The organism is Kribbella sandramycini (genome assembly GCF_013131805.1).
GTDB lineage: Bacteria > Actinomycetota > Actinomycetes > Propionibacteriales > Kribbellaceae > Kribbella > Kribbella sandramycini.
Genome location: NZ_JABJRC010000004.1, coordinates 231,868 through 255,662 on the forward strand (window position 1 = coordinate 231,868; position 23,795 = coordinate 255,662).

Here is a 23,795-nt window from a genome sequence, read left to right on the forward strand (position 1 = left end):
ACTACGCAATCAGCGTTGCGTATTCTGCAACTCGAACCTTTCAGGGGAACCGATGCCTGCTTACGATGCCGACGCCGTCGCCGCGCTTGCCGAGGAGCAGGTGACCCGGCAGGACCGGGTGCTGCCGCCCGCGTTCTGGGGCCGGACCATCGCCGAGGTGCTGGCCGACCGGCCCCGGCTCTCCCAGCTGCCGACTCCGCTGATGACGCTGTCCGCGCCCGGCGTCCGGCACAACATCGAGACCCTGGCTCGCTGGTGCGCGCAGCACGGCGTCGAGCACGCGCCGCACGGTAAAACCACGATGGCGCCCGCGCTCTGGGCCCAGCAGCTCGATGCCGGCGCCTGGGCGATCACGCTCGCCAACGTCTTCCACCTCGGGATCGCGCGCCAGTTCGGCGTCCGCCGGGTCCTGATCGCGAACGCGGTGGTCTCCCCGCTCCAGCTGCGCTGGGTCGCCGACGAGCTCGCCCGCGACCCGGAGTTCGAGGTGATGGTCTGGGCCGACTCGGTCCGGACCGTCGAGATCATGGAGGCCGCGCGCTCGGCGTACGTCGACGCGGACGCGCGACCGCTCGACGTCATGGTCGAGCTCGGCGGGCTCGGCGGCCGGACCGGCGCTCGTGATCTGGAGACCGCGGAGGCGATTGCGCGCGCGATCAGCGAGTCGTCGACGCTGCGTCTGGTCGGCCTGGCCGGCTACGAGGGCGCCGTCGGTCATGGCGTCGAGGAGACCGGGCTGGCGGAGGTGCGCGCCTTCCTGCGCGAGATGGCCGCGCTGCACGAGCGGCTGCGCAAGCTGTACGACCCAGGCGTCGTACCGATCGTCACCGCCGGCGGCAGCGAGTACTTCGAATTGGTCGCCGAGGTGCTCGGGCCGCTGGCGCCGGACGCGCGCGTCGTCGTCCGCTCGGGCGCCTACATCTCGCACGACGACGGCCTGTACCGCCGGGTGTCACCGCTGGGCGAGTCACCCCGGACGGACGGCGAGCAGCTCGTCGCCGCGATGCACGGCTGGATGCGGATCACCTCGCAACCCGAGCCCGGGCTCGCGATCTTCGACGCCGGCCGGCGCGACTTCCCGGTCGACCAGGACATGCCGGAGCCGCAGCTGATCCGCCCGCGATCGGCCGACGCGCAGGTCCTTCCGGCGACCGGCATGACGGTGACCAAGCTGAACGACCAGCACGGCTATCTGCAGTTCGGGGATGCCGAGGTGCTGATCGGCGACGAGCTCCGGCTCGGGCTGTCGCACCCCTGTACGGCGTTCGACAAGTGGGGCCTGATCCCGCTGATCGACGACCCGGATGCCGCCGACCCCGTCGTCGTCGACCTGATCCGGACGTACTTCTGAGATGCCCGCCGACCTGTTGATCACCGGCGCGACCGTCCTCGACGGGACCGGTGCGCCCGGCTACACCGCGGACGTCGTCGTGGACGCCGGCCGGATCGCGGCGATCGGCGCCGAACGACCGGCCGCCCGGCGGACGATCGACGCCGCCGGGCTCGCGCTCTCCCCCGGCTTCATCGACATGCACGCGCACTCCGACCTGCAGATCCTGGCCACCCCTGACCACACGGCCAAGGTCAGCCAGGGCGTCACCCTCGAAGTCCTCGGCCAGGACGGGCTGTCGTTCGCACCGATCGACGACCCGACCCGCGCCGCGATCCGCCGTCAGATCGCCGGCTGGAACGGCGAACCCGCTGACTTCGACTTCTCCTGGTCGACCGTCGCCGGCTACCTGGACCGCCTCGACCAGGGCATCGCCTGTAACGCGGCCTACCTCGTCCCGCAGGGCACGCTGCGGATGATGGTCGTCGGCACCGAGAACCGCCCGGCGACGCCGGCCGAGCTGGCACAGATGAAGGTGTTGCTGGCGGACGCCCTGCGCGAGGGCGCGGTCGGGATGAGCAGCGGCCTCACCTACACGCCGGGCATGTTCGCCGACACAGCGGAGCTCGTCGAGCTGTGCCGCGTCGTCGCGCAGTACGGCGGCTATTACGCGCCGCACCAGCGCTCGTACGGCCGGGGCGCGCTGGACGCCTACGGCGAGATGGTCGAGGTGGCTCGGCAAGCCGGCTGTGCACTGCACCTGACCCATGCGGTGATGAACTTCGCGCCGAACGTGGGCCGCGGCGCCGACCTGATCGCCATGATCGACAAGGCCCTGGCCGACGGCCTCGACGTCTCCACCGACACCTATCCTTATTTGCCAGGAGCAACTACTTTGGCGGCGACGCTGCCGAGCTGGACCGCCGAGGGCGGCCCGGATGCGCAACTCGCCCGGCTCCAGGACCCGGCCACGCGGGCCCGGATCGCCCACGAGATGGAACAGGTCGGCTCGGACGGCTGCCACGGCTGCGTGATCGAGTGGGAGACGATCGAGATCGGCGGCGTCCGCAACCCGGCCCTGGCCGGCGTCGTCGGGCGGACGGTCGCCGCGATCGCCGGAGAGACCGGCAAACCGGCGTCCGACGTCTTCTTCGACCTGCTGATCGCGGACGATCTCGGCACCTCGATCCTGCAACACGTCGGCCATGAGGAGAACGTCCGCACGATCATGCGGCACCCGAGCCACACCGGCGGCTCCGACGCGATCCTGGTCGGCGGCAAACCGCACCCGCGCTCCTGGGGCACCTTCCCGCGGTATCTGGGCCGCTACGTGCGCGAGCTCGGCGTCCTCGAACTGGCCGACTGCGTGCACCACCTGACCGGCCGCGCCGCTCGCCGCCTCGGCCTCACCGATCGCGGGCTGGTCCGGGCCGGCTACCACGCCGACCTCGTGCTGTTCGATCCCGCGACCATCCACGACACCGCCACTTTCGAGAACCCCCGCCAACAGGCCGTTGGCATCCCGTACGTCCTGGTCAACGGCACGCCCGTCATCGACGACGGCCACCGCACCGACGACCTGCCCGGCCGAGCCATCCGTCGTACCGACGGTTGAGAGGAACCTTATGAGCACCCTGGACCTGCTGCGCGCCGACCGTGTTCTGACCGTGGTCAGAGCTCCGGAGATCTCGGACGCGCGGGATCTGTGCGCCGCGCTGGTGGCCGGCGGCATCCACGTCGTCGAGCTGACCTACACGACGCCGGACCTGCCGCGGCACCTCGAACGCGCCGCCTCGACGGCCGCCGAGACCGGCGCGGTGGTCGGCGCCGGCACCGTCCAGACCGGCGCTCAGGCCCAGCAGGCGATCGACGCCGGCGCCCAGTTCCTCGTGACACCGGGCCAGGGTCTGGAGGCGGCCGCGATCGCCGAGGCCGCGCGAACGGCCGGCGTACCGGTCGTCCTCGGCGCATTCACGCCGTCCGAGGTGATGACCGCGCTCGCCCTCGGCTCGGACGCGGTCAAGATCTTCCCGGCGCACCAACTCGGCCCGAAATACTTCAAGGACCTGAACGGCCCGTTCCCCGGCGTACCGCTCGTTCCCTCCGGTGGCATCAACGCCGGCAACGCCCGCGACTACCTGGACGCCGGTGCCCTGGCCGTCAGCGCCGGCACCGACGTCGTCTCCCCCGCCGACGTCGCGGCCGCCGAGTGGACCACCATCACTCAGAAGGCCAAAGCCTTCATCACTGCGATCAGCTGACCTCGATGCTGCCGTACCTGGTACGCAGGTAGAGGCGATGCGGCGCGGCTGGATCGTTGGCCGCTTGGATATCCGTTGTGCCTTCGGCCGCGACCGCATCGATGGCGTACGACGTCCCACTGGGCACCCGCAGGCTGATCGCCCCTTCGCCGGCTCTCGCAGACAGCTGTCGGGGCGGCTCGTCGAACTGCATGGTCAGTGAGCCGCGCCGTCCGTCAACGGAGACGTCCGGAGTGCGTAGCCGGCGCATCGTCACCGATGCCTCTGCCTGGACCTGTAGCTTCGTTGCCGGAACTTCGACCGTCAGCTCCACTGCGCAGTTCCGGTCCGGACAGCTCGCCTCGATCTCCAGCACACCTCCGGCGGTGCGGACGTCGATCCGCGGCCGCTGCGCGCCGTACGTCCCATCGATGTGAACCCGGACCTGATCGTCGTCTCCGCCAATCACTTGGGTCGGAATCCCCGAAACGACCCGCACGCCGTTTGGGCCGACCGAAGCCGCAGTCCGGTACTCGAACGGCAGCTTCCCGCTGATCGCCGACACGGTGACCGCACCGCCGCCGACCACGAGTAGCAGGAGCGGCACCAGGCCGATCAGCAGCATGCGGCGCTGCGCCGTCGTGACTGCCATCAGCCCTCCAGGAAGCGCAGCACGGCCAGCACACGCCGGTGCTCGCCCTCGGCCGGTGCCAGCCGCAGCTTGGCGAAGATGCTGCTGATGTGTTTCTCCACTGCGCTCTCACCGACGACCAGTGCCTTCGCGATCCCGGTGTTCGACTTGCCTTCGGCCATCGCCCGCAGGACATCCTGCTCCCGCGGACTCAACGCAGCGAGCGGATCGCTCGTCCGCGACCGCACCAGCAGCTGCGCGATCACCTCCGGATCCAGTGCGGCGCCACCGCTCGCGACCCGGCGCAGTCCGTCGAGGAACTGGTCGACATCCGCCACCCGGTCCTTGAGCAGGTAGCCAACGCCACCAGGGTTCCCGCCGATCAACTCGCTCGCGTAGCGCTCCTCGACGTACTGCGACAACACGAGGACGCCGGTCCCGGGGAACTGCTCGCGGAGCACGAGCGCCGCCCGCAGTCCTTCGTCGGTGAACGTCGGCGGCATCCGGACGTCGACCACGCACACGTCCGGCCGGTGCTCGGCGACGGCCTTCAGCAGCTCGTCACCGTCGCCTACTGCGGCGACGACTTCGCACTCCTGCTCTTCCAGCAACCGCACGATGCCCTCGCGCAACAGCACCGAGTCCTCGGCGATCACAACTCGCAAGCTGGTCATGTGCACGGCACCTCCGCGATCAGGACGGTCGGACCGCCCACCGGACTACTGAGACCGAGCCGGCCGTCGACGCCGGCAACCCGATCGGACAGGCCCTGCAGGCCGGTTCCGCCACCCAGGTGCGCGCCGCCCTGCCCGTCGTCCGACACCTCGATCCGCAGGATGCCGCCGGTGCGGGTGACCGAGACCCGGGCCTGGGCGGCCCGCGCGTGCTTCGCGACGTTGGTGAGCGCTTCGGTCACAACGAAGTAGGCGATCGACTCCACTGTCAGCGACGGCCGCGGCTCGACGTCGACCGTCACCGATACCGGGACCGGTGAGCGCGCTGCCACCGCGGAAAGCGCCGCGTCCAGCCCGCGGTCGGTCAGCACGGGCGGATGCAGCCCTCGGGTCAGGTCACGGATCTCGGCGATCGCCTGCAGGGCTTCGGCGTGCGCCTGCTCGATCAAGGCCCGGACCGCCTGCTCGTCCTGGCCGAGCCGATTCTTCGCCCGGCCCAGCGTCATCGCCAGCGACACGAGTCGCTGCTGGGCGCCGTCGTGCAGATCGCGCTCCATCCGTCGCCGCTCGGCCTCGACCGAATCAACCACCTGCTGCCTGCTGGCCACCAGTTTGCTGACCCGCTCGGTCAGCGCACTGGTCTCCGAGCGTCCGAGAAGCCGACCGACGAGCCAGCCGTCGGCTGCCGACGCCGCCCGCATCAGCAGCGGCGTGACCAGCAGGAGAAAGGCTGCCGCGAGCACGGCGGCGAACAGCGCCCGATCGACGCTGTCGACCACGAACGGGCCGAACTGCGCCCGGCCGGCGGCGAACTTCGCGAAGTACAGCGGCAACCCGATCGCGACCAGCGGGACCGACCAGGCGGCCACCAGCAGCCCTCCCCACGCGGTTGCTACCGGCAACAAGAGTGCGAAGTACAGGAACTGCCGCCACAGGTTCGGGTCGCGGGCCGCGTCGCGGGCGTCAGTCGGTGGCGTGAGCGCGCGGACCTGCTGGCCGCGGGTGATCCGGGCCCGAGCGCGTTCCCAACCGGCCAGTGTGTAGACGCACCGGGCCGCAGCGGCGCTCAGCGGAATGCCGAAGAAGGTCAGCGGCCAGGCGAGCACTACGACAGCGACCGCGGCAAGCACGAGCACACCGGAGGTCAGCACGACAACGGCGTCGCCGACGAGGTGGACCGTTGCCAGCCACAAGTACGGCGAACGCCACAACTGCCACGGCCGTGTCGGAACAACAGCCTCGTTCGTGCTCACCCCGCCAACCTACGATGCGGATGCGGTCCGGCGGCATCCGGCAAACCCACGACCGCTACCGGGGGTTAACCCCACCCGGATTCGTGGGGTCGCCACAATGCGCGTCCAGGTGCCGCCAGGTGATGCTCGCTGTCATGACGACTCCACTGACCGTGCAGCTCGGGGACGCGATCGACGACCGGGTCGCCGAGGCACTCGACGATTACATCGCCGAAGGCCGCCTCGACGGCCGGATCCGCCCGCGCCGCTCACCAGGCGGCATCGCGGCGCTGGTCTCGGCCGGGGTTGCCGCGGTGCTGTTGCCCTGGTGCCTGATCCTGGCCGCGACCCTACCGAGCACCTACCAGGTCACCCACTGGAAGCTGACCTGGATCGGCCTCGACGTCGCGATCGCGGCCGCGGCCGGGCTGACGGCGTACCTGCTGCACACCCGCAACAAGTACGCCGTCCTGACCTCGATGGCCGCCGGGACGCTGCTCCTGGCCGACGCCTGGTTCGACGTCAGCACTGCTGGCGCCGGCTTCGACCACACGCTCGCATTGGCGATGGCTCTCCTCCTGGAGATCCCGCTGGCCCTGTGCGCGTGGGCCGTCGCCGTCCGCGAGCTGCGTCAGCCGATCAGTTCGAGGACCGGGCCTTCGTGGAGAGCGCGGTAGACCTTGTCGCGCAGCTGGTTCGCTTCCGCGTCGGTGAGGGTCCGATCGACCGGCCGGAGGACCAGCCTGACCAGCAGGTTTCGCTGTCCGGGGATGAGCTGGAGCCGTTGCCGGGCGGCCGGTGGGAGTTCGTCGTACGTCGTCTCGCCCAGCACGTCGAGCGATTCGGCGGCGTCCGCGTCCGGGCCGAGCGCGTCGCGCACCTTGTCGCCGAGCACCTCGGGTGACACGTCCGCGGTCGCGCCGACGACGACCGACAGATCCCGGCGGACCGGCGGCATCGTCGACACCGGGCGGTACGGCGCCAGGTCGAGCATCTGCTCGGCCACCCGCGGATCGCTCGACCGGAGCAGCCGGATATCGCGGATGCCTTTCCGCAGCATCAGCAGCCGGTCCAGGCCCGGGCCCATGGCGAGACCGGTCCAGCTCTCGTCCAGACCGGCCTTGCGCAGGATGTGCGGCGCGGCGACACCGCATTCGCCGATCTCGATCCACTCGTCGTCGAGGAGAACGTCGATCTGACGGCCGTGGATCGTGTAGGGGTGCACCGCGGGCACGGTCCGATAGGTTTGGCCGGGCAGCACGGTCTCGACCAGGCGCTCGATCATCTCCACCAGCTCCGGCTCGCCGAGGGTGACGTTACGGCTGATGCGCCACAGGTCGAGCTGATGCGGTGTACCGGTGTGCTGCCAGTCGACGGAGTCCCGGCGGTAGCAAATGCCGGCACAGATCAGCAGCACGTCGGAGGCTTCCGCGGTGGCCAGCTCGCGCAGCGCCGGCGGGACCATTGCCGACGTGTGACTGCGCAGGACCTCGGTCGCGGAGGCATAGCGGGTGTAGCGGGCCTCCCGGGTGACCGCGCCGGCGGCGTACCCGAGGTTGTCGTAGTTGTCCGCGAGCAGGACGACGGGGTGGTCGCGGCGGGTCCAGATCTCGGTGTAGGGCCAGGCGCGGCCGAGCGTCGTCCGGATCGAGTCGACGATCAGCTGGATGGCGTGCGGGCCCTGGGCCGGATCCGCCAGGTCGCGCAGGGACAGAGCGGCGTGCAGTTCCTCGAGAGTGAGGGCAGACATGGGTGTCTCCAGAAGGTGAGGGTCTCGACGGGGGGCTTCACACCCCGGTCGGCCACGGTCACCTCAGGAGAGAGCGCAGCAGCAGCTCACCCCGTCGGCACCGTCGTGCCGGCCGGGGCGGGGAAATCGCCGCCCGTGCTGCCTCATGGGGAAAGTGTACTGACTCCGGTGTCGTCGTGGTGCGACGATGGGCCGCATGCGATGGATCGACACGTTGGAGGGGGCGGCCGCCGAGAAGTTGCCGGAGGCCGTACATCGTTACTACCGCCAGGGCTCGGCCGGGGGGATCAGCGTCGCGGAGGCGGTGTCGGCCTGGTCGGCGTACCGGTTCCGGCCGCGCGTCCTGCAGGACGTCTCGGCGATCGACCTGCGGACGACGGTCCTCGGCACCCCGGTGGACACACCGGTGCTGGTCGCGCCCTCGACCCTGCAGCGGCTCGCGGACCCGGACGGCGAGCTCGCGATGGCCGCCGGGGTCAAGGCAGCCGGGTCACTGCTCGGCGTCTCGAGCAACGCGGGGACGACGTTCGCCGAGCTCGGCGCGACCGGCGTGCCGTGGTGGCTGCAGATCTACATCGTCCGGAACCGCTCGATCACCGAGCAGATGCTGGACGCCGCGGTCGCCGGCGGCGCCAAGGCGATCGTGCTCACCGTGGACACCCCGGTGGTCGGCCGCAAGGAGGACGAGGGGCCGGTCGTCTGGTCGTACGTCCAGCCGGGGCAGCTGCGGATCAACGTGCCCAAGGGCGATTGGTCCGACGACGACCTGGACAAGGCCGACGACCTCACTCCCGACGTGATCGGCCGGCTCCACGAGCGCACCGGCCTCCCGGTCGTGGTCAAGGGCGTCCTGCGCGGTGACGACGCGAAGCGGATCGCCGACGCGGGCGCGGCCGGCGTCATCGTCTCCAACCACGGCGGCCGCCAGCTCGACGGCTCCGTGTCCACCGCGCACGCGCTCCCGGAGATCGCCGAGGCGCTGGCCGGCACCAGCACCGAGCTCTACGTCGACGGCGGTATCCGGCGCGGTGAACACATCCTCGCCGCGCTCGCTCTGGGCGCCCGCGCCGTGTTCCTCGGCCGACCCGCGCTCTGGGCCCTGGCCGCCGAGGGCGCGCCGGGGGTGACCCGCATGCTGACCGATCTCACCGAAGAGCTCGAACACACCCTTCAACTGGTCGGAGTCCCACGGCCCGTTGACCTGACGCCCGACCTCGTCGTCCGCCCCTAGAACGAGCAAAGGCCCCGGGAAGAATCCCGGGGCCTTGCCGAAGCCGATACCTGGATCAGGCGTCCGCGTTCTCCTCGAGGAGGTTGCGGGTGGCGTTGGGGTCCACCTGGACGCCGGGGCCCATGGTGGTCGAGAAGACCGTCTTCTTGATGTAGCGGCCCTTGGAGCTGGCCGGCTTCAGCCGGAGGATCTCCTCGAGTGCGGCGCTGTAGTTCTCCACCAGCTGGGCCTCGTCGAAGGACGCCTTGCCGATGATGAAGTGCAGGTTCGCGTGCCGGTCGACCCGGAACTCGATCTTGCCGCCCTTGATGTCGGTGACCGCCTTGGTGACATCGGGGGTGACGGTGCCGGTCTTCGGGTTCGGCATCAGACCACGCGGGCCGAGGACGCGGCCGAGCCGGCCGACCTTGCCCATCAGGTCAGGGGTGGCGACGACGGCGTCGAAATCCAGCCAGCCGTCGGTCACCTTCTTGATCAGGTCGTCGTCACCGACGTAGTCGGCGCCGGCGGCCTTGGCGGCCTCGGCCTTCTCACCGGTGGCAAAGACGAGGACCCGTGCCGTCTTGCCGGTGCCGTGCGGAAGGTTGACGGTGCCGCGCACCATCTGGTCGGCCTTACGGGGGTCGACCCCGAGGCGCATCGCGACGTCCACGGTCGAGTTCAGCTTCTTGCCGGCCGCGGCCTCCTTGGCCAGCCGAACCGCCTCGAGCGGGGAGTACAGGTGATCGAAGTCGATCTTTTCCGCGATTGCGCGGTAAGACTTGCTGCGCTGTGCCATGACTGGTTCCTCTCTGGGGTGTGGTCTCCGGGCGGCGCTACGCCCTGCCACGACTACTGGTGGTGCTGGTGCTGCCGGGGCGCTCAGGCCTCGACGGTCACGCCCATGGAGCGGGCGGTGCCCTCGATGATCTTCATCGCGGCGTCGATGTCCCGGGCGTTCAGGTCCGGCATCTTGGTGGTGGCGATCTCGCGGACCTGGTCCTTGGTGATCTTGCCGACCTTGTCCTTGTGCGGGACGGCCGAGCCCTTCTGCAGACCCGCGGCCTTCTTGATCATCTCCGGCGCCGGCGGCGTCTTGGTGACGAACGTGAAGGAGCGGTCTTCGTAGATGGTGATCTCGACCGGCACGACGTTGCCGCGCATGGACTCCGTCTGGGCGTTGTACGCCTTGCAGAACTCCATGATGTTGACGCCGTGCGGACCGAGCGCGGTACCGACCGGCGGGGCCGGCGTCGCTGCGCCGGCCTGGAGCTGCACCTTGACCAGGGCAGCGATCTTCTTCTTGGGAGGCATTTCGGGTCCTTAGACTTTCTGGATCTGGTTGAAGCTGAGTTCCACCGGGGTCTCCCGGCCGAAGATCTCCACCAGCGCCTTGATCCGCTGTGCGTCGGCGTTGATCTCCGTGATCGTGGCGTGCAGGGTCGCGAACGGCCCGTCCACCACCATGACCGAGTCGCCGACCCCGAAGTCGGCCACCTCGACCTTTTTCTTCGCCGCCGTCTTGGCGGGAGCGGCGCCGGCTTCGGCTGCCGCCGCCTCGGCCGCCGCAACGACGGCCGGGGCAAGCATCTTCTCGACCTCTTCGAGGCTGAGCGGGACCGGCTTCTGGCTGTTCCCGACGAAACCGGTCACCGACGGCGTGTGCCGCACGGTCGACCAGGACTCGTCGGTGAGGTCCATCCGGACCAGCACGTAGCCGGGGAGGACGGTGCGCTTGACCATCTTGCGCTGACCGTTCTTGATCTCGGCGACCTCTTCGGTCGGCACGATGATCTCGAAGATGTAGTCCTCCATGTTCAGGGAGTTGATCCGGTTCTCCAGGTTGCCCTTGACCCGGTTCTCCATCCCTGAGTACGTGTGCACGACGTACCAGTCGCCGAACTGCGAGCGCAGCCGGCCACGCAGCTCCTCGAGCGGGTCCACCGGCTCGGCCGGCTCCACGTCCTCGTCCTCGTCGTCGTCCTCGTCGTCGTCCGCGGTGTCCTCGTCCGCGCTGGAGAAGACCACCTCGTCGACCGCGGCCGCGGCCACGGCGGTCTCGGCGACCGGCTCCTCGGCGGCGTCGTCGACGTCGTCCTGGGTCACGACCTCGGCGGCCTCGGCCTCGTCCGCCGCGGCGACCACGACGACCGGCTCGTCGTCGGAGTCGTCGGCGTCGGCCGGGCCCTCCTCGGCCTCGTCGTCGGCGACGTACTCCGGCTCCTCGGCGTCCAGATCGACGTCGTCATCGTCGTCGTCGACATCGAGATCCGCGAACGGGTCGTCGTCATCGTCGTCGTCGCCGTACAGGTCGTCGGTGTCGTTCTCGTCGAACTCGAGGTCGGAGTCGGATACGTCGAACTCGTCCTCGTTGTCGAGGATCTCGTCGTCGCGCTCGGACACGTCGTACTCCGTCATCTGTGCATCGGGGTTCTGGTCTGGCAGTTGACCGGGCCGGGACCCGGGACCGTCGTTCGTGGGCGGCGAGGGCCTCGGCTCAGCCGAAGACCTTGAGGATCGCCCAGCCGAAAGCGAGGTCGAGAAGCGAGACGATCGCGATGACGAACACCACGAAGGTCAGAACCACCACGAAGTAGGTGGACAGCTGCTTGCGGGTGGGCCAGACGACCTTGCGGAGCTCGGCGACCACCTGGCGGTAGAAACGCAGCAGGCCTCTGCCCTGCTTGCCTTCCGCAGGCTTGCCGGCGCCGGACGGTGCCGGGGTGCGCGTCTCCGTCACGACCTACCTCTTTCGCTAGCGGCGGCCTGACCGGCCCTGCGCCGGTCAGGATTTGCAGGGCACGAGGGACTTGAACCCCCAACCTTCGGTTTTGGAGACCGATGCTCTGCCAGTTGAGCTAGTGCCCTCTGCAATCCATCCGGACGCCGCACAGGACCTGATCTCGGGCATGCCGAGTCAGGGCCATCAACGCCCGGACTAGAAGAGTGTACGGGTTCGGAGCCACCTGGTCGAACTCGGCCTGTCGCGCCGCGATCGATCCGGCTCCTGCCCGTACCGCCTCCGTCACCGGACGCCGTACCGCGACCAGAACCATACAGCCTGCACGTCGACCTAACGGACCGCACCCCCTGCGTGTTCCCCGGATCACATCGGTCCGCCTTCCGATATCCCGGCGCGGCCCCGGCCGGCCCGGTGCCAGGATGGCGTCATGAGCTCCCGGATCTCGGCGCGGATCGGCGCCATCAGCGAATCGGCCACCCTCGCGGTCGACAGCAAGGCGAAGGCCCTCAAGGCCGCCGGCCGCCCGGTGATCGGCTTCGGCGCCGGGGAGCCGGACTTCCCGACGCCTGACTACATCGTCGAGGCCGCCGTCGCCGCCGCGCGGGATCCGAAGAACCACCGCTACAGCCCGGCGGGCGGTCTGCCCGAGCTCAAGCAGGCCGTCGTCGACAAGACCAAGCGCGACTCCGGCTACGAGATCGAGGCCGCGCAGGTCCTGGTCACCAACGGCGGTAAGCACGCGGTCTACAACGCGTTCGCGACGCTGCTCGACCCGGGTGACGAGGTGCTGCTCCCGGCGCCGTACTGGACGACGTACCCGGAGGCGATCCAGCTGGCCGGCGGTGTCCCGGTGGAGGTGCTCGCCGATGAGTCGCAGGGCTATCTGGTCACGGTCGAGCAACTGGAGGCCGCCCGGACGCCGAAGACCAAGGCGCTGCTGTTCTGCTCGCCGTCCAACCCGACCGGCGCGGTCGACAGCCCGCAGTCGATCGAGGCGATCGGCCGGTGGGCGCTGGAACACGACATCTGGGTGATCACCGACGAGATCTACGAGCACCTGACGTACGACGGCGTCGCGTTCACCTCGCTGCCGGTCGCCGTACCCGAGCTCGCCGATCGCACCGTCGTCCTGAACGGCGTCGCCAAGACCTACGCGATGACCGGCTGGCGGGTCGGCTGGATGATCGGCCCGAAGGACGTCATCAAGGCCGCCACCAACCTGCAGTCGCACCAGACGTCGAACGTCGCGAATATCGCCCAGCGGGCCGCCATCGCGGCGCTGACCAACGATCTCAGCGCGGTCGAGGAGATGAAGGTCGCGTTCGACCGGCGGCGCCGCGCGATGGTCCGCCTGCTGAACGAGATCCCCGGCATCGAGTGCCCGACGCCGACCGGCGCCTTCTACGCCTACCCATCCGTGAAGGGTCTGCTCGGTCGCGAGATCGCCGGCCGGACGCCGACGACGTCCGCCGAGCTGGCCGAGATCATCCTGGACGAGGCTGAGGTCGCTGTGGTGCCGGGTGAGGCGTTCGGCGCGCCCGGCTACCTGCGGATGTCGTACGCCCTCGGCGACGACGATCTGGCCGAGGGCATCGGCCGGATCGCCAAATTGCTCAGCTGATGTGACAAGACGCGGCAGTGACCGCGTCCAGAGGTCATGAGATCTCTCCGCCTACTCCGCCCTGCGGGCGTGGTGCTGGCCGCCGTCGTACTGGTGGCGGCCGGTACGACGCCCAGCACCGGCGCACCGCCTGCGCCAACCGCTCCTCCTCTGAGCTCGAAACTCCGGCCTGGGCTCGAATTCACGCTGGTGACCGGCGACAAGGTCCGTGTGCTCGGTGGTGGCGCGGTCCAGGCCACTCCGGGTCCGGGACGAGCTGGAACGCGCTTTCGGACGCTGCAGGTCGGTGACGCCGTTTCCGTCGTACCGCTCGACGCTTTGCCGCTGATCGCGCAGAAGCGGTTGGACACGCGCCTGTTCGACCTCACCGCGCTTGCAGCGGCCGGCTACGACGACGCCAGCCGCAAGACGCTGCCGTTGATCATTGACGGGCCTGCTGGAGCCGTGCGGGGTACTACTTCCCGTGCACTACCCGCGGTCGGCGCGATGGCTGCGGCACCGCCGAAGGACCAGTTGCCCGGTGTCTTCTCCGGACTGCGCACCGCTGGGATCAAGCGCATCTGGCTCGACGGCCGCCGTGAACTGCTGCTCGACCACAGCGTCCCGCAGATCGGCGCACCGGCTGCCTGGGCCGCCGGCTACACCGGCCGCGGCGTGAAGGTCGCCGTACTGGACAGCGGCGTCGACGCTGCGCATCCGGACTTCTCAGGCCGGCTGGTGACGGAGGACTTCACCGGTACCGGACTGTCTGATGCGGTTGGGCACGGGACGCATGTCGGTTCGATCATCGGCGGCTCCGGTGCGGCGTCCGACGGCAAGTACCGCGGCGTCGCACCGGACGCGCAGCTGCTGTCCGGCAAGGTCTGCGAGGACAGGGGGTGTTCGGACTCCGCAATCCTGGCTGGGATGGACTGGGCGGTCCGCGAGGGCGCCAAGATCGTCAATCTGAGTCTCGGTGGCGGTGACACGCCTACGATCGACCCGCTGGAAGAGGCGGTCAATCGTCTGACGGCCGAGCACGGCACTCTGTTTGTCATTGCTGCTGGCAACTATGGCCCAGACGCCCGCTCGATCGACTCCCCTGGCAGCGCGGCGGCCGCACTGACTGTCGGAGCGGTTGACCGGAACGACGTACTGGCCGACTTCTCCGGCCGCGGCCCGACAGCGGATCAGGCGCCGAAGCCGGACGTCACCGCCCCGGGCGTGGACATCGTCGCGGCTAAGTCGGCGGACGGCGTCATCGGCGAGCCAGTGGGCGACAGCTACCTCAAGCTGAGCGGCACGTCGATGGCCACACCGCATGTGGCCGGTGCGGCAGCCCTTCTGGCACAGGAACACCCGGACTGGCGCGCTGACCGCCTGAAGGCCGCTTTGATGACCACAGCGCGCCCGAATGCCGATCTGAGCCCATTGGAGCAGGGCTCCGGTCGCATCGACGTCGCTGCGGCGCGTGGGCTCAAGGTGACCACCGACACCGGCGTACTGGCGTTTGCGGCACAGCAGTGGCCGCATTCGGACGACGTCGCGGAGAGCAAGCGACTGACCTACACGAACGACAGCGATGAGCCGGTGACGCTGCAGCTGAGCGCTACGTTGCAGGACGAGGCCGGACAGGCCGCACCGGCGGGGGCGTTGGCGTTGAGCGCTTCTACCCTCACTGTGCCCGCACGTGGAACCGCTCAGGTGACCGTCACCTCGAACACGAACCACAGCGGCACCGACGGCCGCTACAACGGCCAGGTCGTTGCCAAAGCTGCAGGCGTTGATCTGGCAGTACGGATGTCTGTCTTCCGTGAGGCTGAGAGCTACAACCTGACCATCAAGCACCTCGACCGCACCGGCGCCCCGACAGCCGACTACACCGACACTGTGGTGGACCATCAGCTGACCGGTTGGCCGATCTTCGCGCAGGAGGCGGACGGCATCACCAACCTGCGCCTGCCCAAGGGCAAGTTCCTCCTCGACTCGACCATCGGCACCGGCCGCAACCGCACCGACGGCAACCTCCTGGTCCAGCCGCTGGTCGATCTCAGCACGGATCGGACCATCGTGGTCGACGCCCGGCAGGCGAAGCCGATGACAGTGTCGGTGCCCGAGCCGACAGCTCGAGAGGCGCTGCTCGGGCTCAGCTACAGCTTCCCGACCCCTGGCGGGCGCTGGGGCAGCGGCATCGCGGCCACGCTCGACGAGCCGATCTACGTCACGCAGCTCGGACCGTCGATCCCTGGCCTGGCCAGCATCGCCCGCAGCCAGTGGGCGAAACCGGGCGACGGCGAGTTCTTCGCCAACTCGCCGTACCTGTACGCGTTGGCCTGGCCGCTGCCGGGCCGGATCTTCGACGGGCTGAGCAAGAACGTCCAGCGCAGCGAGCTGGCCGTCGTCCGGGAGACGGTCGCTGCTCAGGCACCGGACACCACCGCGGTCCTCAGCGTCACCGGTGAGGGCTCGGAGGAGCTTGGCGGAATCGGCTACGGGTATTCGTACAAGCTGCCGGCCGGCCGATCGGTGTATGCACTTGCGAAGGGCGTGCGGTGGGGAGCCGATGCTCTCCTCATCAACGGTGATGCGGGCTTCGTCCACCGCGAACCGACCACCTACGTGGCTGGACGGACGTACAACGACGACTGGGGCCGGGCAACGATCGGACCAGCTCTCCGGGTGGGACGGGCAGCATCGTTCCAGCGCACCGGCGACGGACTGCTCCTGCAACCACGACAGGCCGACAGCACCGACCACTACGGCGATCAGTTCGGCCTTGGCACGCTCTCGGTGCATCGGAACGGCGAGCTCGTTACTGGGGGCGAGTACCCCGACTACACCGGTCGCTTCGAGAACATCGAGGTTCCGACCGGTCCTGGGGACTACCGCGTCGCGCTGGAGACCAAAGCGCAGCCCTTCTTGGATGCGTCGACGCGGACCTGGACGGCCTGGTCGTTCCGGTCCGACACGACCAGCGGGCCGACAGGACTGCCGGTGTGGGCAGTGCGCTTCCGTCCGGCAGTCGACGTCCACAACGTGTTGCGCAGCGGCCCGAGCCACCAGTTGCCGATCAGCGTCGAGCATGTGCCCGGCACTCCTGTCGGCAAGCTGCGGTCACTGGCTGTCCAGACGTCTACCGACAATGGCGTCACCTGGCAGGAGGCGAAGCTCCGGGCGCTCGGCAACGGCAAGTACACCGCTGCGGTGCCGACTCCGGCCGGTGCGACGTCGGTGTGGCTGAAGGCGAAGGCCGTTGACAGCAAGGGCAATGCGGTCGAGCAGGTGATCGAGCGGGCGTACAAGGTGGCCCGGTAGTGACCGCCCGGTACGCACCCGGATTTCGCCGGGTGCGTGCCGGGTCTGTAACCTTCGGTAATGACGCAGCGTGATCTGCGGGTGCTGCCCAAGGCACACCTGCATCTTCACTTCTCCGGCTCAATGCGGCATCTGACGCTGGTCGAGCTGGCGGACAAGCACGGTGTCCGGCTCCCCGATGCACTGCGGACGGAGTGGCCGCCCGACCTGTCCGCGGCCGACGAGCGCGGCTGGTTCCGGTTCCAGCGGCTCTACGACATCGCGCGCTCGGTGCTTCGCACGGAGGACGACGTCCGGCGGCTGGTCCGCGAGGCGGCCGAAGACGACCGCGCCGACGGCTCGCGCTGGCTGGAGATCCAGGTCGACCCGTCCGGTTACGCGGGCCGCTTCCACGGCATCACCGAGTTCACCGACCTGGTTCTGGACGCCGCCCGCGACGCAGCCGCCTCGACCGGCATCGCCGTCCAGGTCATCATCGCCGCGAACCGCACCCGCCACCCCCTGGACGCCCGCACCCTGGCCCGCCTCGCCTCGCAGTACGTCGGCCGCGGCGTCGTCGGCTTCGGCCTCTCGAACGACGAACGCCGCGGCAGCACCTCCGAGTTCGCCCCGGCCTTCCGCATCGCCCGCAACGCCGGTCTCCTCGCCGCCCCGCACGGCGGCGAGCTCTGCGGCCCCGCCACCGTCCGCACCTGCCTCGACGAGCTAGGCGCCGGCCGCATCGGCCACGGCGTCCGCTCCGTAGAAGACCCAGAGCTCCTGAAACGCCTAGTGGACGCCCAGGTAGCCCTGGAGGTCTGCCCGGCCTCCAACGTCTCCCTAGGCGTCTACCGCCGCCCCGAAGACGTCCCCCTCCGCCAACTCTACGAAGCCGGCGCCCGCATCGCCCTGGGCGCCGACGACCCCCTCCTCTTCGGCTCCCGCCTGGCCGAGCAATACGAAACCGCCCGCACCACCCACGCCTTCACCGACCCCGAACTAGCCGCCCTCGCCCGCTCCTCCATCCTCGCCTCCACCGCACCCCCCGACGTCCAGAAATCCCTCCTGGCCGACATCGACACCTGGCTGGAAACCACCACCCCGGCAACCACCTACTGACGCGGGCGCCGGGGTCCGGAAAAGTGCGTGGAGAGTTCTGGTTCAGGGCATTGTGAGGGCCTTGGGCGGCGACCAGACTTGCTGGCATGACGGTCACCAAGATCTTGTTGCCCGAGGACGAAATGCCGACGCGTTGGTACAACGTGTTGCACGATCTGCCGACGCCGCCGCCGGCGGTGCTGCATCCGGGGACGGGGCAACCGGTCGGGCCGGAGGATCTGGCGCCGTTGTTCCCGATGGATCTGATCCTGCAGGAGGTTTCGCAGGAGCAGTACGTCGACATTCCCGGTGAGGTGCTCGATGTGTACCGGCTGTGGCGGCCGAGTCCGTTGTACCGCGCGCACCGGCTGGAGAAGGCGCTCGGGACGCCGGCGCGGATCTACTACAAATACGAGGGCGTGTCGCCAGCTGGGTCACACAAGCCGAACACCGCCGTTCCGCAGGCGTACTACAACGCGAAGTCCGGCGTCCGGAAGCTGACGACCGAGACGGGCGCCGGGCAGTGGGGGACGGCGCTGGCCTTCGCCTGTGCGCAGTTCGGGCTGGAGTGCGAGGTCTGGCAGGTGCGGGCGTCGTACGACCAGAAGCCGTACCGGCGCGCGATGATGGGCGTCTTCGGCGCGACGGTGCACCCGAGCCCGTCCGAGCTGACCGATGCCGGGCGGAAGATCCTGGCCGCGGATGCGTCGTCCACCGGCTCGCTCGGGATCGCGATCAGCGAGGCGGTCGAGGCCGCCGTCCAGTCGCCTGACGTCCACTACGCGCTCGGCTCGGTACTCAACCACGTGCTGCTGCACCAGACGATCATCGGCGAGGAGGCGCTCATCCAGCTCGCGATGGTCGGCGAGACGCCCGATCTGCTGGTCGGCTGCACCGGCGGCGGGTCGAACTTCGGCGGTCTGGCGTTCCCCTTCCTGCGGGAGAAGTGGGCCGGCCGGATGTCCCCGGTCGTCCGCGCCGTCGAGCCGGCCGCCTGCCCGTCACTGACCCAGGGCACCTACGCCTACGACTTCGGCGACACCATCGGGATGACCCCGCTGATGAAGATGCACACCCTCGGCCACGACTTCGTCCCCGACCCGATCCACGCCGGCGGCCTGCGCTACCACGGCATGAGCCCGCTGGTCAGCCATCTCTACGAGACCGGCGAGATCGAGGCCGTCGCCAAACCCCAGTCCGAGTGCTTCGCGGCCGGCCTCCAGTTCGCCCGGACCGAAGGCATCGTCCCCGCCCCCGAGCCCACCCACGCCCTCGCCGCCGCCATCGAAGAGGCGCTCCTCTGCAAGGAGTCCGGCGAGGCGAAAGTCATCCTCACCGCCCTCTGCGGCCACGGCCACCTCGACCTCGCCGCGTACGACGCCTACCTCAGCGGCGCCATGCCCGACCGCGACTGGGCCGACGCCGACATCCAGGCCGCCGTCGCCCAAGCCCTCACCAAACTCCCCGCCATCAACTGAGCCGCAGGGCGGGTCACCCGCGCGCCTGACCCGCCCTACCCGCCGCGCTTCCACCAGGGCTTGGGCTGCTTGCCCACCGCCGCCAGCCACCCGGCCGGCACCGCCCACCCCTTGGCCCGAATCGCATCGAAGTACGCCACCTTCAACGACTCCGGCAACCAGTACGTCGCCGCCCACCCGTACTCACTCGCCTCGAAGTACGTCGTCCGCCGCCCCACACTCCACACCGCCGCATGCCGCGCGCAATGCGCCACCCGCACGTAGTCCCACGCCGCCCGCGGGTCATCCGGATCGAACGCCCGCTCCGTCCCCCGGAACCGCCCCCGCTCCTCCCGCCCGATCTCCTCGAGCACCCCCTGCACCACCCCCCGGTCGTCCGTCATCACCTCCGGCAACCGCAACTCCTCCGGCTCCACCACCAGCGCCCCCACCCAAGGCCGCCCCACCTCCAAGAACACCTCCAACAGCGCAAACCCCTCCTCCGCCCGCCCGAACAACCCCAACCCCGCCCGCAACGTAGTCACCGCCTCCTCAGCCACACCAAGACCCTAATCCCCCGGGCCATGCCCCACCCTGCCCCGCCCTGCCCCACCCATTCACGCTCAGCGAACCTCTCCACCAGCCGAACTGCTCGTCAACATCCGCACTCTCAACGCTGTAGATGACCGAAAAAGCTCTTACAGCGTTGAAAATCGGGGCATCTCGGGGCATCCCGGGGCAGCTGCACCAGAACGCCGATTTTCCCGTCGCACACGGTGTTCGAACACCTACAGTTACCGCCATGCCAGCCGCCAACGATCTGTTGCGCAAAGCAAGAGAGCGCACTCCTTCCCGGCGCGCGCCAGGCGAACACATGTCCCGCGCCGAGCTTGCCGATGCCATCTGCGGCTGGCTCTGGGAGACGACCGAAGTCCGCTACGAGTTGGACGGCCACTACATCGCCAAGATGGAGCGAGGCGCCGTTCGCTGGCCAGGCGCCGCCTACAGGTCAGGTCTACGGCAGATCCTCAATGTTGCCTCCGACAATGATCTGGGCTTCGTTCCACCGCCCGGCGCGACCATCGGCGAATCCGAGCTCGTGCTGCCGTCGACCATCGGCCACGAGGCGGACGTCGTCCGGGCCGGCGACGAGTCCATCGCGTTCTTGACGTTCGCCGAAGAGTCCAACGCCGGCGAGCTCACCGTCGAACAACTGAACGCCGACATCAGGCGAGTCGCCCAGCTCTATCTACGTGCTCCGACCCAACCGCTCTTCGAGCGCAGCCGGGCCGTCCGCGACCGGGCGTTCGCTCTGCTGGAGGGCAACCAGTCACCCAACCAGTCCCGTGACCTGTACAGCGCGGCCGGCTGGGCGATCACGCTGCTCGCCTGGATGTCCACCGACCTCGGCCGCCCGGACGTCGCCGAGATCCACGCCAGGACGGCTTGGGCCTGCGCCGAAGCGGCAGATCACCACGAGCTACGCGCCTGGATCCGGGCCACCCAGCACACGGCAGCCTTCTGGCAGGACGACTTCACCCGTGCCGGCGAGTACGCACAGGACGGTCTCCGCTACGCCACCGGGACCTCACGCCGGTTCCTGACCGGAGCACTCGCTGTTGATCTGGCGCGTTCCGGCCAGTCCAGCGCGGCGCAACAGGCCCTGAAGACGGCGCAGGACGTCGCCACCGAGCCGCACGAATCCGAGTTCCCGGGGCCGCTCTTGTGTACGCCGGAGCGCGCCGAAGGCATCTGGTCGGACACGCACCTCGCCCTGGGACGCGTCAAACCGACTCTCACGCACGCGAATCGTTCAGTGGCAGGGTTCGAGGCCGCACCTCATGTCACCCGCAACCTGGGCTCCGAGCGCATGATCCGATTGCAGCAGGCGAAAGCTCATCTGCTGCTCGGTGAACTGGACGGCGCGATCGACGCAATGCAGCCGGTGCTCGGGACGGCGCTGGAGTACCGCGTCCGCCCGCTTCTGCACCGGCTCGGGGAGGTCACGGCGCTGGCCGAGCCATTCACTCGCACAGCCCGGGGTCGCGACCTGCGCGACCGCCTGCGCAATTTCCTCGATCATCCCGATCTACCCGGGCGCAGACCGCCGCTCTACGGGATATCGGTCGCAGGCAGCGCACGGCAGACCGCGGAAGAGGAGTAGCCGCATGACCGATGAAGTACGCGACCACTGGTACTGGCGGCCGGGTTGGCGTCAAGGGCGTTCCTTCTACACCTGGCACGTCGTCTTCCCCTACGCTCCCGCGCTGTCCACACTCCGCGACAAGTACGAGCCGCTGCTGGCCTCCATGCCTGAGCTCACACCGGTACCCGCTCGGTGGTTGCACCTCACCCTGCAGGGCGTCGGCTTCGCGGACAAGGTCAGCCGCGCGGAGCTCGACTCCCTGGTGTCGGCGGCACGTCGGCGGCTCCGGTCGGTCGAGCCGTTCGGAGTCACCATCGGGCCCGCGATCGTCGACGTCGAGAGTCTCCAACTACCGGTACGCCCCAGCCACCAGGTCCGGCAGGTCTGGATGGCGCTCCGCGACGCGATCACCGAAGTCTGCGGCGCCGACTCGATTCCGGCCTTCCCCGACCTCGACCCGCACATCTCCATCGGCTATTGGAACCGCCCGGCCCCGGCCGCCCCACTCCGCGAGCGCGTCCATCAGTTCTCGGCCGGCTCCACCCAGATCTACCTCAACGAGGTCAGCTTGCTCGATCTGAATCGGGATCACCAGTGCTACCAATGGTCCTCGCACGCCACGATCGGACTAGGACATCTCGCCGGCGGCGCCAATGTCTGACCCGGCCGCTATGTCCACCGAAGAAGCCTCCGCGCGAGTGGTACGCGCCCTGCTCGACTACCGCTCCATCTGGACCACTCACGACCTCGTCGAGTTCAGCCAGGTCCCGACCCCCGCCGTCCGCGCCATCCTCAACACCCTCGAAGCCGAGACCCTCATCGACCGCCGCCGCGGTGGAATCGTCGCCGTCCCCGACTGGCCGTTCCTGCTCTCATGGTGGGCGACGACCGCTCCGCTCGCCGCCACCAACAAGACCTCGTACTGGCAGACGACCGGGACCATCCGACGGCTCTTCGGCCACATCGCGGCCACGTCCACCAAACATGCCTTGTCCGGAGTCCACGCCGCCGGCTTCTCGACTGCGAGCACGCCTGACCTCGAACCGGTGATCTATACGCCGGACGCCCAAGCCGCGGCAACGGCTTGGGCGCTTGCCCCGGTGGAAACCGACGAGCCGGCGTCCCGGCGAGACCGTGTCGTCCTGATCGAGACGACAACCGACGTCGTCTACCTACGCCGCCGGGGATCGTCCTCCGGAGTCCGAGTCGCGGCCCCCACACAGGTACTCGCCGACTTGTCGCAGGCCGACGCAACTCCAGAGGAGGAGGCCGCCGCCAAGCGACTTCTTGCCTGGATGCAGGCGCACGAACTCACCTGGCGTTACTGAACCGGCTTGTCACCCTTGTTCGCCCGATAGTCCCGCATCAGCATCTCGAACGACGGGCCGTCGTCCAGCCAGCGCAGGCCGCTCGAAGTGGTGTGCCAGCCTCGGTGACGCGGGTGCTGGACACAAGGAAGCTGACTGTCCGGGTGAGGTTCCGCACAGGGCGTTTCGTTGAGCCGGCGTAAGGCATCCAGGAACTCTTCGCGTTCCTCCGGGGTGGCACCGAGCATTACTACGGCGTCTCTGAGCTTGGGTTCGGTCGGAGGACGTTCGCCGCGGAGCCATCGCTGCATCGTCGATTTGGCCACGCCCGAAGCGTCCGCGATAGCCCGTACTGTGGTGTGGCCAGCCCGAGAGGCCAGGGTACGGATCGCGTTCCCGAGTCCTTCCGGAGTTTCCACGTCACGCAGTAGGACCAGCACCGGATTGGCTGACGAGGCGGCTTTCATACCTTCGCTCCAGCTGTTTTTCGCGGTGCTCCAGAACCACTCGCGACCCGCTGTCGAGTACTCGTCACGGGACAATTCCCGCTCGGCGTCTCTGGCCACCTGCCAGGCAATCTGCCAACCGTCGAGTGCTGCTTTGTCGAATCCACAGGCAGCGAGGAACGCCTTTGCCACCTTCCAGGTCGGAACTTTTGGTCCCGTTGCCCGCACGATCTGGCTGTGCGAACAGTTAGCTCGCTCGGCGAGCTCCCGCACGCTGAAACCCGACCGCTCCCGAAATCGCGCCAGTTGCCGCGCGAACTCGGCCGGGTAGTCACAGGTGGCGGAGTCAGGGGATGAAATCACAGAAGACAACGTCACTCCGTTCCAGCTACGCGTCCACGAGTCAGCGCGACGATGGCAGCCGCCAGCACCGGCAGCAGAACCGCCAAGGACTCGCAGACGACAGACATGCTCAGCCCGGCTCCACACGACCAGACCACCGCTGCAACAGCACTCACGAAGACCACGGCGCGAAGTACCAGCACGATCAGCGGCGGCGGCACCGGTGGTCTGGTCGGGCCACGGCCGACCGATCCGAGAACTCGGGACATCTGAGGACCTTCCTGTCAATAGCTAC

Annotated in this window: 23 protein-coding genes and 1 tRNA gene; 12 read left to right on the forward strand and 12 right to left on the reverse strand. The window is 69.0% G+C overall.

The window, feature by feature from the left end; all coding sequences use genetic code 11:
• Window positions 1–52 precede the first annotated feature (52 nt).
• From HPO96_RS19270 to HPO96_RS19280, 3 genes are read left to right on the forward strand one after another with little or no spacing between them, the layout of a single operon-like run.
• Window positions 53–1,351 carry a type III PLP-dependent enzyme domain-containing protein gene (locus HPO96_RS19270; RefSeq protein WP_171674883.1) on the forward strand — a complete coding sequence of 433 codons (1,299 nt, stop codon included), beginning with the start codon at window positions 53–55 and terminating at the stop codon, window positions 1,349–1,351.
• 1 nt (window position 1,352) lies between these two features.
• Window positions 1,353–2,945, forward strand: a complete 1,593-nt coding sequence (locus tag HPO96_RS19275; RefSeq protein ID WP_171674884.1) for an N-acyl-D-amino-acid deacylase family protein — start codon at window positions 1,353–1,355, stop codon at window positions 2,943–2,945.
• A gap of 10 nt (window positions 2,946–2,955) precedes the next feature.
• Complete coding sequence (locus HPO96_RS19280; protein WP_171674885.1) at window positions 2,956–3,591, forward strand: bifunctional 4-hydroxy-2-oxoglutarate aldolase/2-dehydro-3-deoxy-phosphogluconate aldolase; 636 nt, start codon at window positions 2,956–2,958, stop codon at window positions 3,589–3,591.
• Here the strand turns inward: HPO96_RS19280 and HPO96_RS19285 are convergent.
• Genes HPO96_RS19285 through HPO96_RS19295 form a run of 3 tightly spaced genes read right to left on the reverse strand, consistent with a single transcriptional unit; the run spans window position 3,584 to window position 6,128 of the window.
• Complete coding sequence (locus HPO96_RS19285) at window positions 3,584–4,222, reverse strand: hypothetical protein (RefSeq protein WP_171674886.1); 639 nt, start codon at window positions 4,220–4,222, stop codon at window positions 3,584–3,586. The two genes, HPO96_RS19280 and HPO96_RS19285, sit on opposite strands and share 8 nt — an antisense overlap.
• Window positions 4,222–4,866 carry a response regulator transcription factor gene (locus tag HPO96_RS19290; protein WP_202886209.1) on the reverse strand — a complete coding sequence of 215 codons (645 nt, stop codon included), beginning with the start codon at window positions 4,864–4,866 and terminating at the stop codon, window positions 4,222–4,224. The genes HPO96_RS19285 and HPO96_RS19290 overlap by 1 nt, the downstream gene beginning before the upstream one ends.
• Window positions 4,867–4,871: 5 nt before the next feature.
• The gene (locus HPO96_RS19295; protein WP_171674888.1) at window positions 4,872–6,128 is read right to left on the reverse strand and encodes a histidine kinase; all 1,257 of its coding nucleotides are present in this window, start codon (window positions 6,126–6,128) and stop codon (window positions 4,872–4,874) included.
• A 134-nt stretch (window positions 6,129–6,262) separates the two neighbouring features.
• On the opposite strand from HPO96_RS19295, the gene HPO96_RS19300 reads away from it, so the two are divergent.
• Window positions 6,263–6,784: a hypothetical protein gene (locus HPO96_RS19300; protein WP_202886163.1), complete on the forward strand. Its 522-nt coding sequence runs from the start codon at window positions 6,263–6,265 to the stop codon at window positions 6,782–6,784.
• Here the strand turns inward: HPO96_RS19300 and srmL are convergent.
• Complete coding sequence (gene srmL, locus HPO96_RS19305; protein WP_171674889.1) at window positions 6,739–7,857, reverse strand: PheS-related mystery ligase SrmL; 1,119 nt, start codon at window positions 7,855–7,857, stop codon at window positions 6,739–6,741. The two genes, HPO96_RS19300 and srmL, sit on opposite strands and share 46 nt — an antisense overlap.
• A 196-nt stretch (window positions 7,858–8,053) precedes the next feature.
• On the opposite strand from srmL, the gene HPO96_RS19310 reads away from it, so the two are divergent.
• Window positions 8,054–9,088 carry an alpha-hydroxy acid oxidase gene (locus tag HPO96_RS19310; protein ID WP_171674890.1) on the forward strand — a complete coding sequence of 345 codons (1,035 nt, stop codon included), beginning with the start codon at window positions 8,054–8,056 and terminating at the stop codon, window positions 9,086–9,088.
• A gap of 55 nt (window positions 9,089–9,143) precedes the next feature.
• Here HPO96_RS19310 and rplA read toward each other — a convergent pair whose 3' ends face one another.
• The 5 genes from rplA to HPO96_RS19335 form a co-directional block, all read right to left on the reverse strand.
• A complete protein-coding gene (gene rplA, locus HPO96_RS19315; RefSeq protein ID WP_171674891.1) occupies window positions 9,144–9,866 on the reverse strand; it encodes a 50S ribosomal protein L1 in 723 nt (240 codons plus the stop codon).
• Between the two features lie 83 nt (window positions 9,867–9,949).
• A complete protein-coding gene (rplK, locus tag HPO96_RS19320) occupies window positions 9,950–10,381 on the reverse strand; it encodes a 50S ribosomal protein L11 (RefSeq protein ID WP_132411459.1) in 432 nt (143 codons plus the stop codon).
• Window positions 10,382–10,390: 9 nt separating this feature from the next.
• A complete protein-coding gene (gene nusG, locus HPO96_RS19325; protein ID WP_171674892.1) occupies window positions 10,391–11,485 on the reverse strand; it encodes a transcription termination/antitermination protein NusG in 1,095 nt (364 codons plus the stop codon).
• 79 nt (window positions 11,486–11,564) lie between these two features.
• A complete protein-coding gene (gene secE, locus HPO96_RS19330) occupies window positions 11,565–11,807 on the reverse strand; it encodes a preprotein translocase subunit SecE (RefSeq protein WP_171674893.1) in 243 nt (80 codons plus the stop codon).
• Between the two features lie 55 nt (window positions 11,808–11,862).
• A tRNA-Trp gene (locus tag HPO96_RS19335) sits at window positions 11,863–11,935 on the reverse strand.
• Window positions 11,936–12,237: 302 nt separating this feature from the next.
• Here HPO96_RS19335 and HPO96_RS19340 point away from each other — a divergent pair.
• The 4 genes from HPO96_RS19340 (at window position 12,238) to HPO96_RS19355 (ending at window position 19,280) form a co-directional block, all read left to right on the forward strand.
• Window positions 12,238–13,431: a pyridoxal phosphate-dependent aminotransferase gene (locus HPO96_RS19340; protein WP_171674894.1), complete on the forward strand. Its 1,194-nt coding sequence runs from the start codon at window positions 12,238–12,240 to the stop codon at window positions 13,429–13,431.
• Window positions 13,432–13,467: 36 nt separating this feature from the next.
• Window positions 13,468–16,725, forward strand: coding sequence for a S8 family peptidase (locus tag HPO96_RS19345; protein WP_171674895.1), 3,258 nt, complete (start codon window positions 13,468–13,470; stop codon window positions 16,723–16,725).
• Between the two features lie 60 nt (window positions 16,726–16,785).
• Complete coding sequence (locus HPO96_RS19350; protein ID WP_171674896.1) at window positions 16,786–17,823, forward strand: adenosine deaminase; 1,038 nt, start codon at window positions 16,786–16,788, stop codon at window positions 17,821–17,823.
• A gap of 86 nt (window positions 17,824–17,909) precedes the next feature.
• On the forward strand, window positions 17,910–19,280 hold the full coding sequence (locus HPO96_RS19355; protein ID WP_171674897.1) for a TrpB-like pyridoxal phosphate-dependent enzyme: 1,371 nt from the start codon (window positions 17,910–17,912) through the stop codon (window positions 19,278–19,280).
• A gap of 35 nt (window positions 19,281–19,315) precedes the next feature.
• On the opposite strand, the gene HPO96_RS19360 is transcribed toward HPO96_RS19355, so the two are convergent.
• The gene (locus HPO96_RS19360; RefSeq protein ID WP_171674898.1) at window positions 19,316–19,819 is read right to left on the reverse strand and encodes a hypothetical protein; all 504 of its coding nucleotides are present in this window, start codon (window positions 19,817–19,819) and stop codon (window positions 19,316–19,318) included.
• Window positions 19,820–20,061: 242 nt separating this feature from the next.
• On the opposite strand from HPO96_RS19360, the gene HPO96_RS19365 reads away from it, so the two are divergent.
• The 3 genes from HPO96_RS19365 to HPO96_RS19375 are packed head-to-tail and all read left to right on the forward strand — an operon-like array spanning window position 20,062 to window position 22,733.
• Complete coding sequence (locus HPO96_RS19365; protein ID WP_171674899.1) at window positions 20,062–21,423, forward strand: NsdA family TPR-like regulatory protein; 1,362 nt, start codon at window positions 20,062–20,064, stop codon at window positions 21,421–21,423.
• A gap of 4 nt (window positions 21,424–21,427) precedes the next feature.
• On the forward strand, window positions 21,428–22,066 hold the full coding sequence (locus HPO96_RS19370; protein ID WP_171674900.1) for a 2'-5' RNA ligase family protein: 639 nt from the start codon (window positions 21,428–21,430) through the stop codon (window positions 22,064–22,066).
• Between the two features lie 10 nt (window positions 22,067–22,076).
• Entirely contained in the window at window positions 22,077–22,733 is a 657-nt protein-coding gene (locus HPO96_RS19375; RefSeq protein ID WP_171674901.1) for a hypothetical protein, read from the forward strand.
• Here HPO96_RS19375 and HPO96_RS19380 read toward each other — a convergent pair.
• Together HPO96_RS19380 and HPO96_RS19385 are read right to left on the reverse strand one after the other, a co-directional pair.
• Window positions 22,727–23,521: a helix-turn-helix domain-containing protein gene (locus HPO96_RS19380; protein WP_337796737.1), complete on the reverse strand. Its 795-nt coding sequence runs from the start codon at window positions 23,519–23,521 to the stop codon at window positions 22,727–22,729. The genes HPO96_RS19375 and HPO96_RS19380 overlap by 7 nt on opposite strands.
• Window positions 23,522–23,532: 11 nt before the next feature.
• Window positions 23,533–23,769 (reverse strand): hypothetical protein, encoded by a 237-nt coding sequence (locus tag HPO96_RS19385; protein ID WP_171674903.1) that lies wholly within the window; start codon window positions 23,767–23,769, stop codon window positions 23,533–23,535.
• Window positions 23,770–23,795 lie beyond the last annotated feature (26 nt).

What these genes read in the sequence shown, in the direction of transcription:
- HPO96_RS19300 (WP_202886163.1), top strand. Translation starts at nt 6,263, where the DNA reads ATGACGACTCCACTGACCGTGCAGCTCGGGGACGCGATCGACGACCGG.
- HPO96_RS19275 (WP_171674884.1), top strand. Translation starts at nt 1,353, where the DNA reads ATGCCCGCCGACCTGTTGATCACCGGCGCGACCGTCCTCGACGGGACC.
- HPO96_RS19365 (WP_171674899.1), top strand. Translation starts at nt 20,062, where the DNA reads ATGCCAGCCGCCAACGATCTGTTGCGCAAAGCAAGAGAGCGCACTCCT.
- HPO96_RS19345 (WP_171674895.1), top strand. Translation starts at nt 13,468, where the DNA reads ATGAGATCTCTCCGCCTACTCCGCCCTGCGGGCGTGGTGCTGGCCGCC.
- nusG (WP_171674892.1), bottom strand. Translation starts at nt 11,485, where the DNA reads ATGACGGAGTACGACGTGTCCGAGCGCGACGACGAGATCCTCGACAAC.
- rplA (WP_171674891.1), bottom strand. Translation starts at nt 9,866, where the DNA reads ATGGCACAGCGCAGCAAGTCTTACCGCGCAATCGCGGAAAAGATCGAC.
- HPO96_RS19280 (WP_171674885.1), top strand. Translation starts at nt 2,956, where the DNA reads ATGAGCACCCTGGACCTGCTGCGCGCCGACCGTGTTCTGACCGTGGTC.
- HPO96_RS19285 (WP_171674886.1), bottom strand. Translation starts at nt 4,222, where the DNA reads ATGGCAGTCACGACGGCGCAGCGCCGCATGCTGCTGATCGGCCTGGTG.
- HPO96_RS19270 (WP_171674883.1), top strand. Translation starts at nt 53, where the DNA reads ATGCCTGCTTACGATGCCGACGCCGTCGCCGCGCTTGCCGAGGAGCAG.
- HPO96_RS19375 (WP_171674901.1), top strand. Translation starts at nt 22,077, where the DNA reads ATGTCCACCGAAGAAGCCTCCGCGCGAGTGGTACGCGCCCTGCTCGAC.
- HPO96_RS19310 (WP_171674890.1), top strand. Translation starts at nt 8,054, where the DNA reads ATGCGATGGATCGACACGTTGGAGGGGGCGGCCGCCGAGAAGTTGCCG.
- HPO96_RS19385 (WP_171674903.1), bottom strand. Translation starts at nt 23,769, where the DNA reads ATGTCCCGAGTTCTCGGATCGGTCGGCCGTGGCCCGACCAGACCACCG.
- rplK (WP_132411459.1), bottom strand. Translation starts at nt 10,381, where the DNA reads ATGCCTCCCAAGAAGAAGATCGCTGCCCTGGTCAAGGTGCAGCTCCAG.
- HPO96_RS19370 (WP_171674900.1), top strand. Translation starts at nt 21,428, where the DNA reads ATGACCGATGAAGTACGCGACCACTGGTACTGGCGGCCGGGTTGGCGT.
- HPO96_RS19350 (WP_171674896.1), top strand. Translation starts at nt 16,786, where the DNA reads ATGACGCAGCGTGATCTGCGGGTGCTGCCCAAGGCACACCTGCATCTT.
- srmL (WP_171674889.1), bottom strand. Translation starts at nt 7,857, where the DNA reads ATGTCTGCCCTCACTCTCGAGGAACTGCACGCCGCTCTGTCCCTGCGC.
- HPO96_RS19340 (WP_171674894.1), top strand. Translation starts at nt 12,238, where the DNA reads ATGAGCTCCCGGATCTCGGCGCGGATCGGCGCCATCAGCGAATCGGCC.
- HPO96_RS19355 (WP_171674897.1), top strand. Translation starts at nt 17,910, where the DNA reads ATGACGGTCACCAAGATCTTGTTGCCCGAGGACGAAATGCCGACGCGT.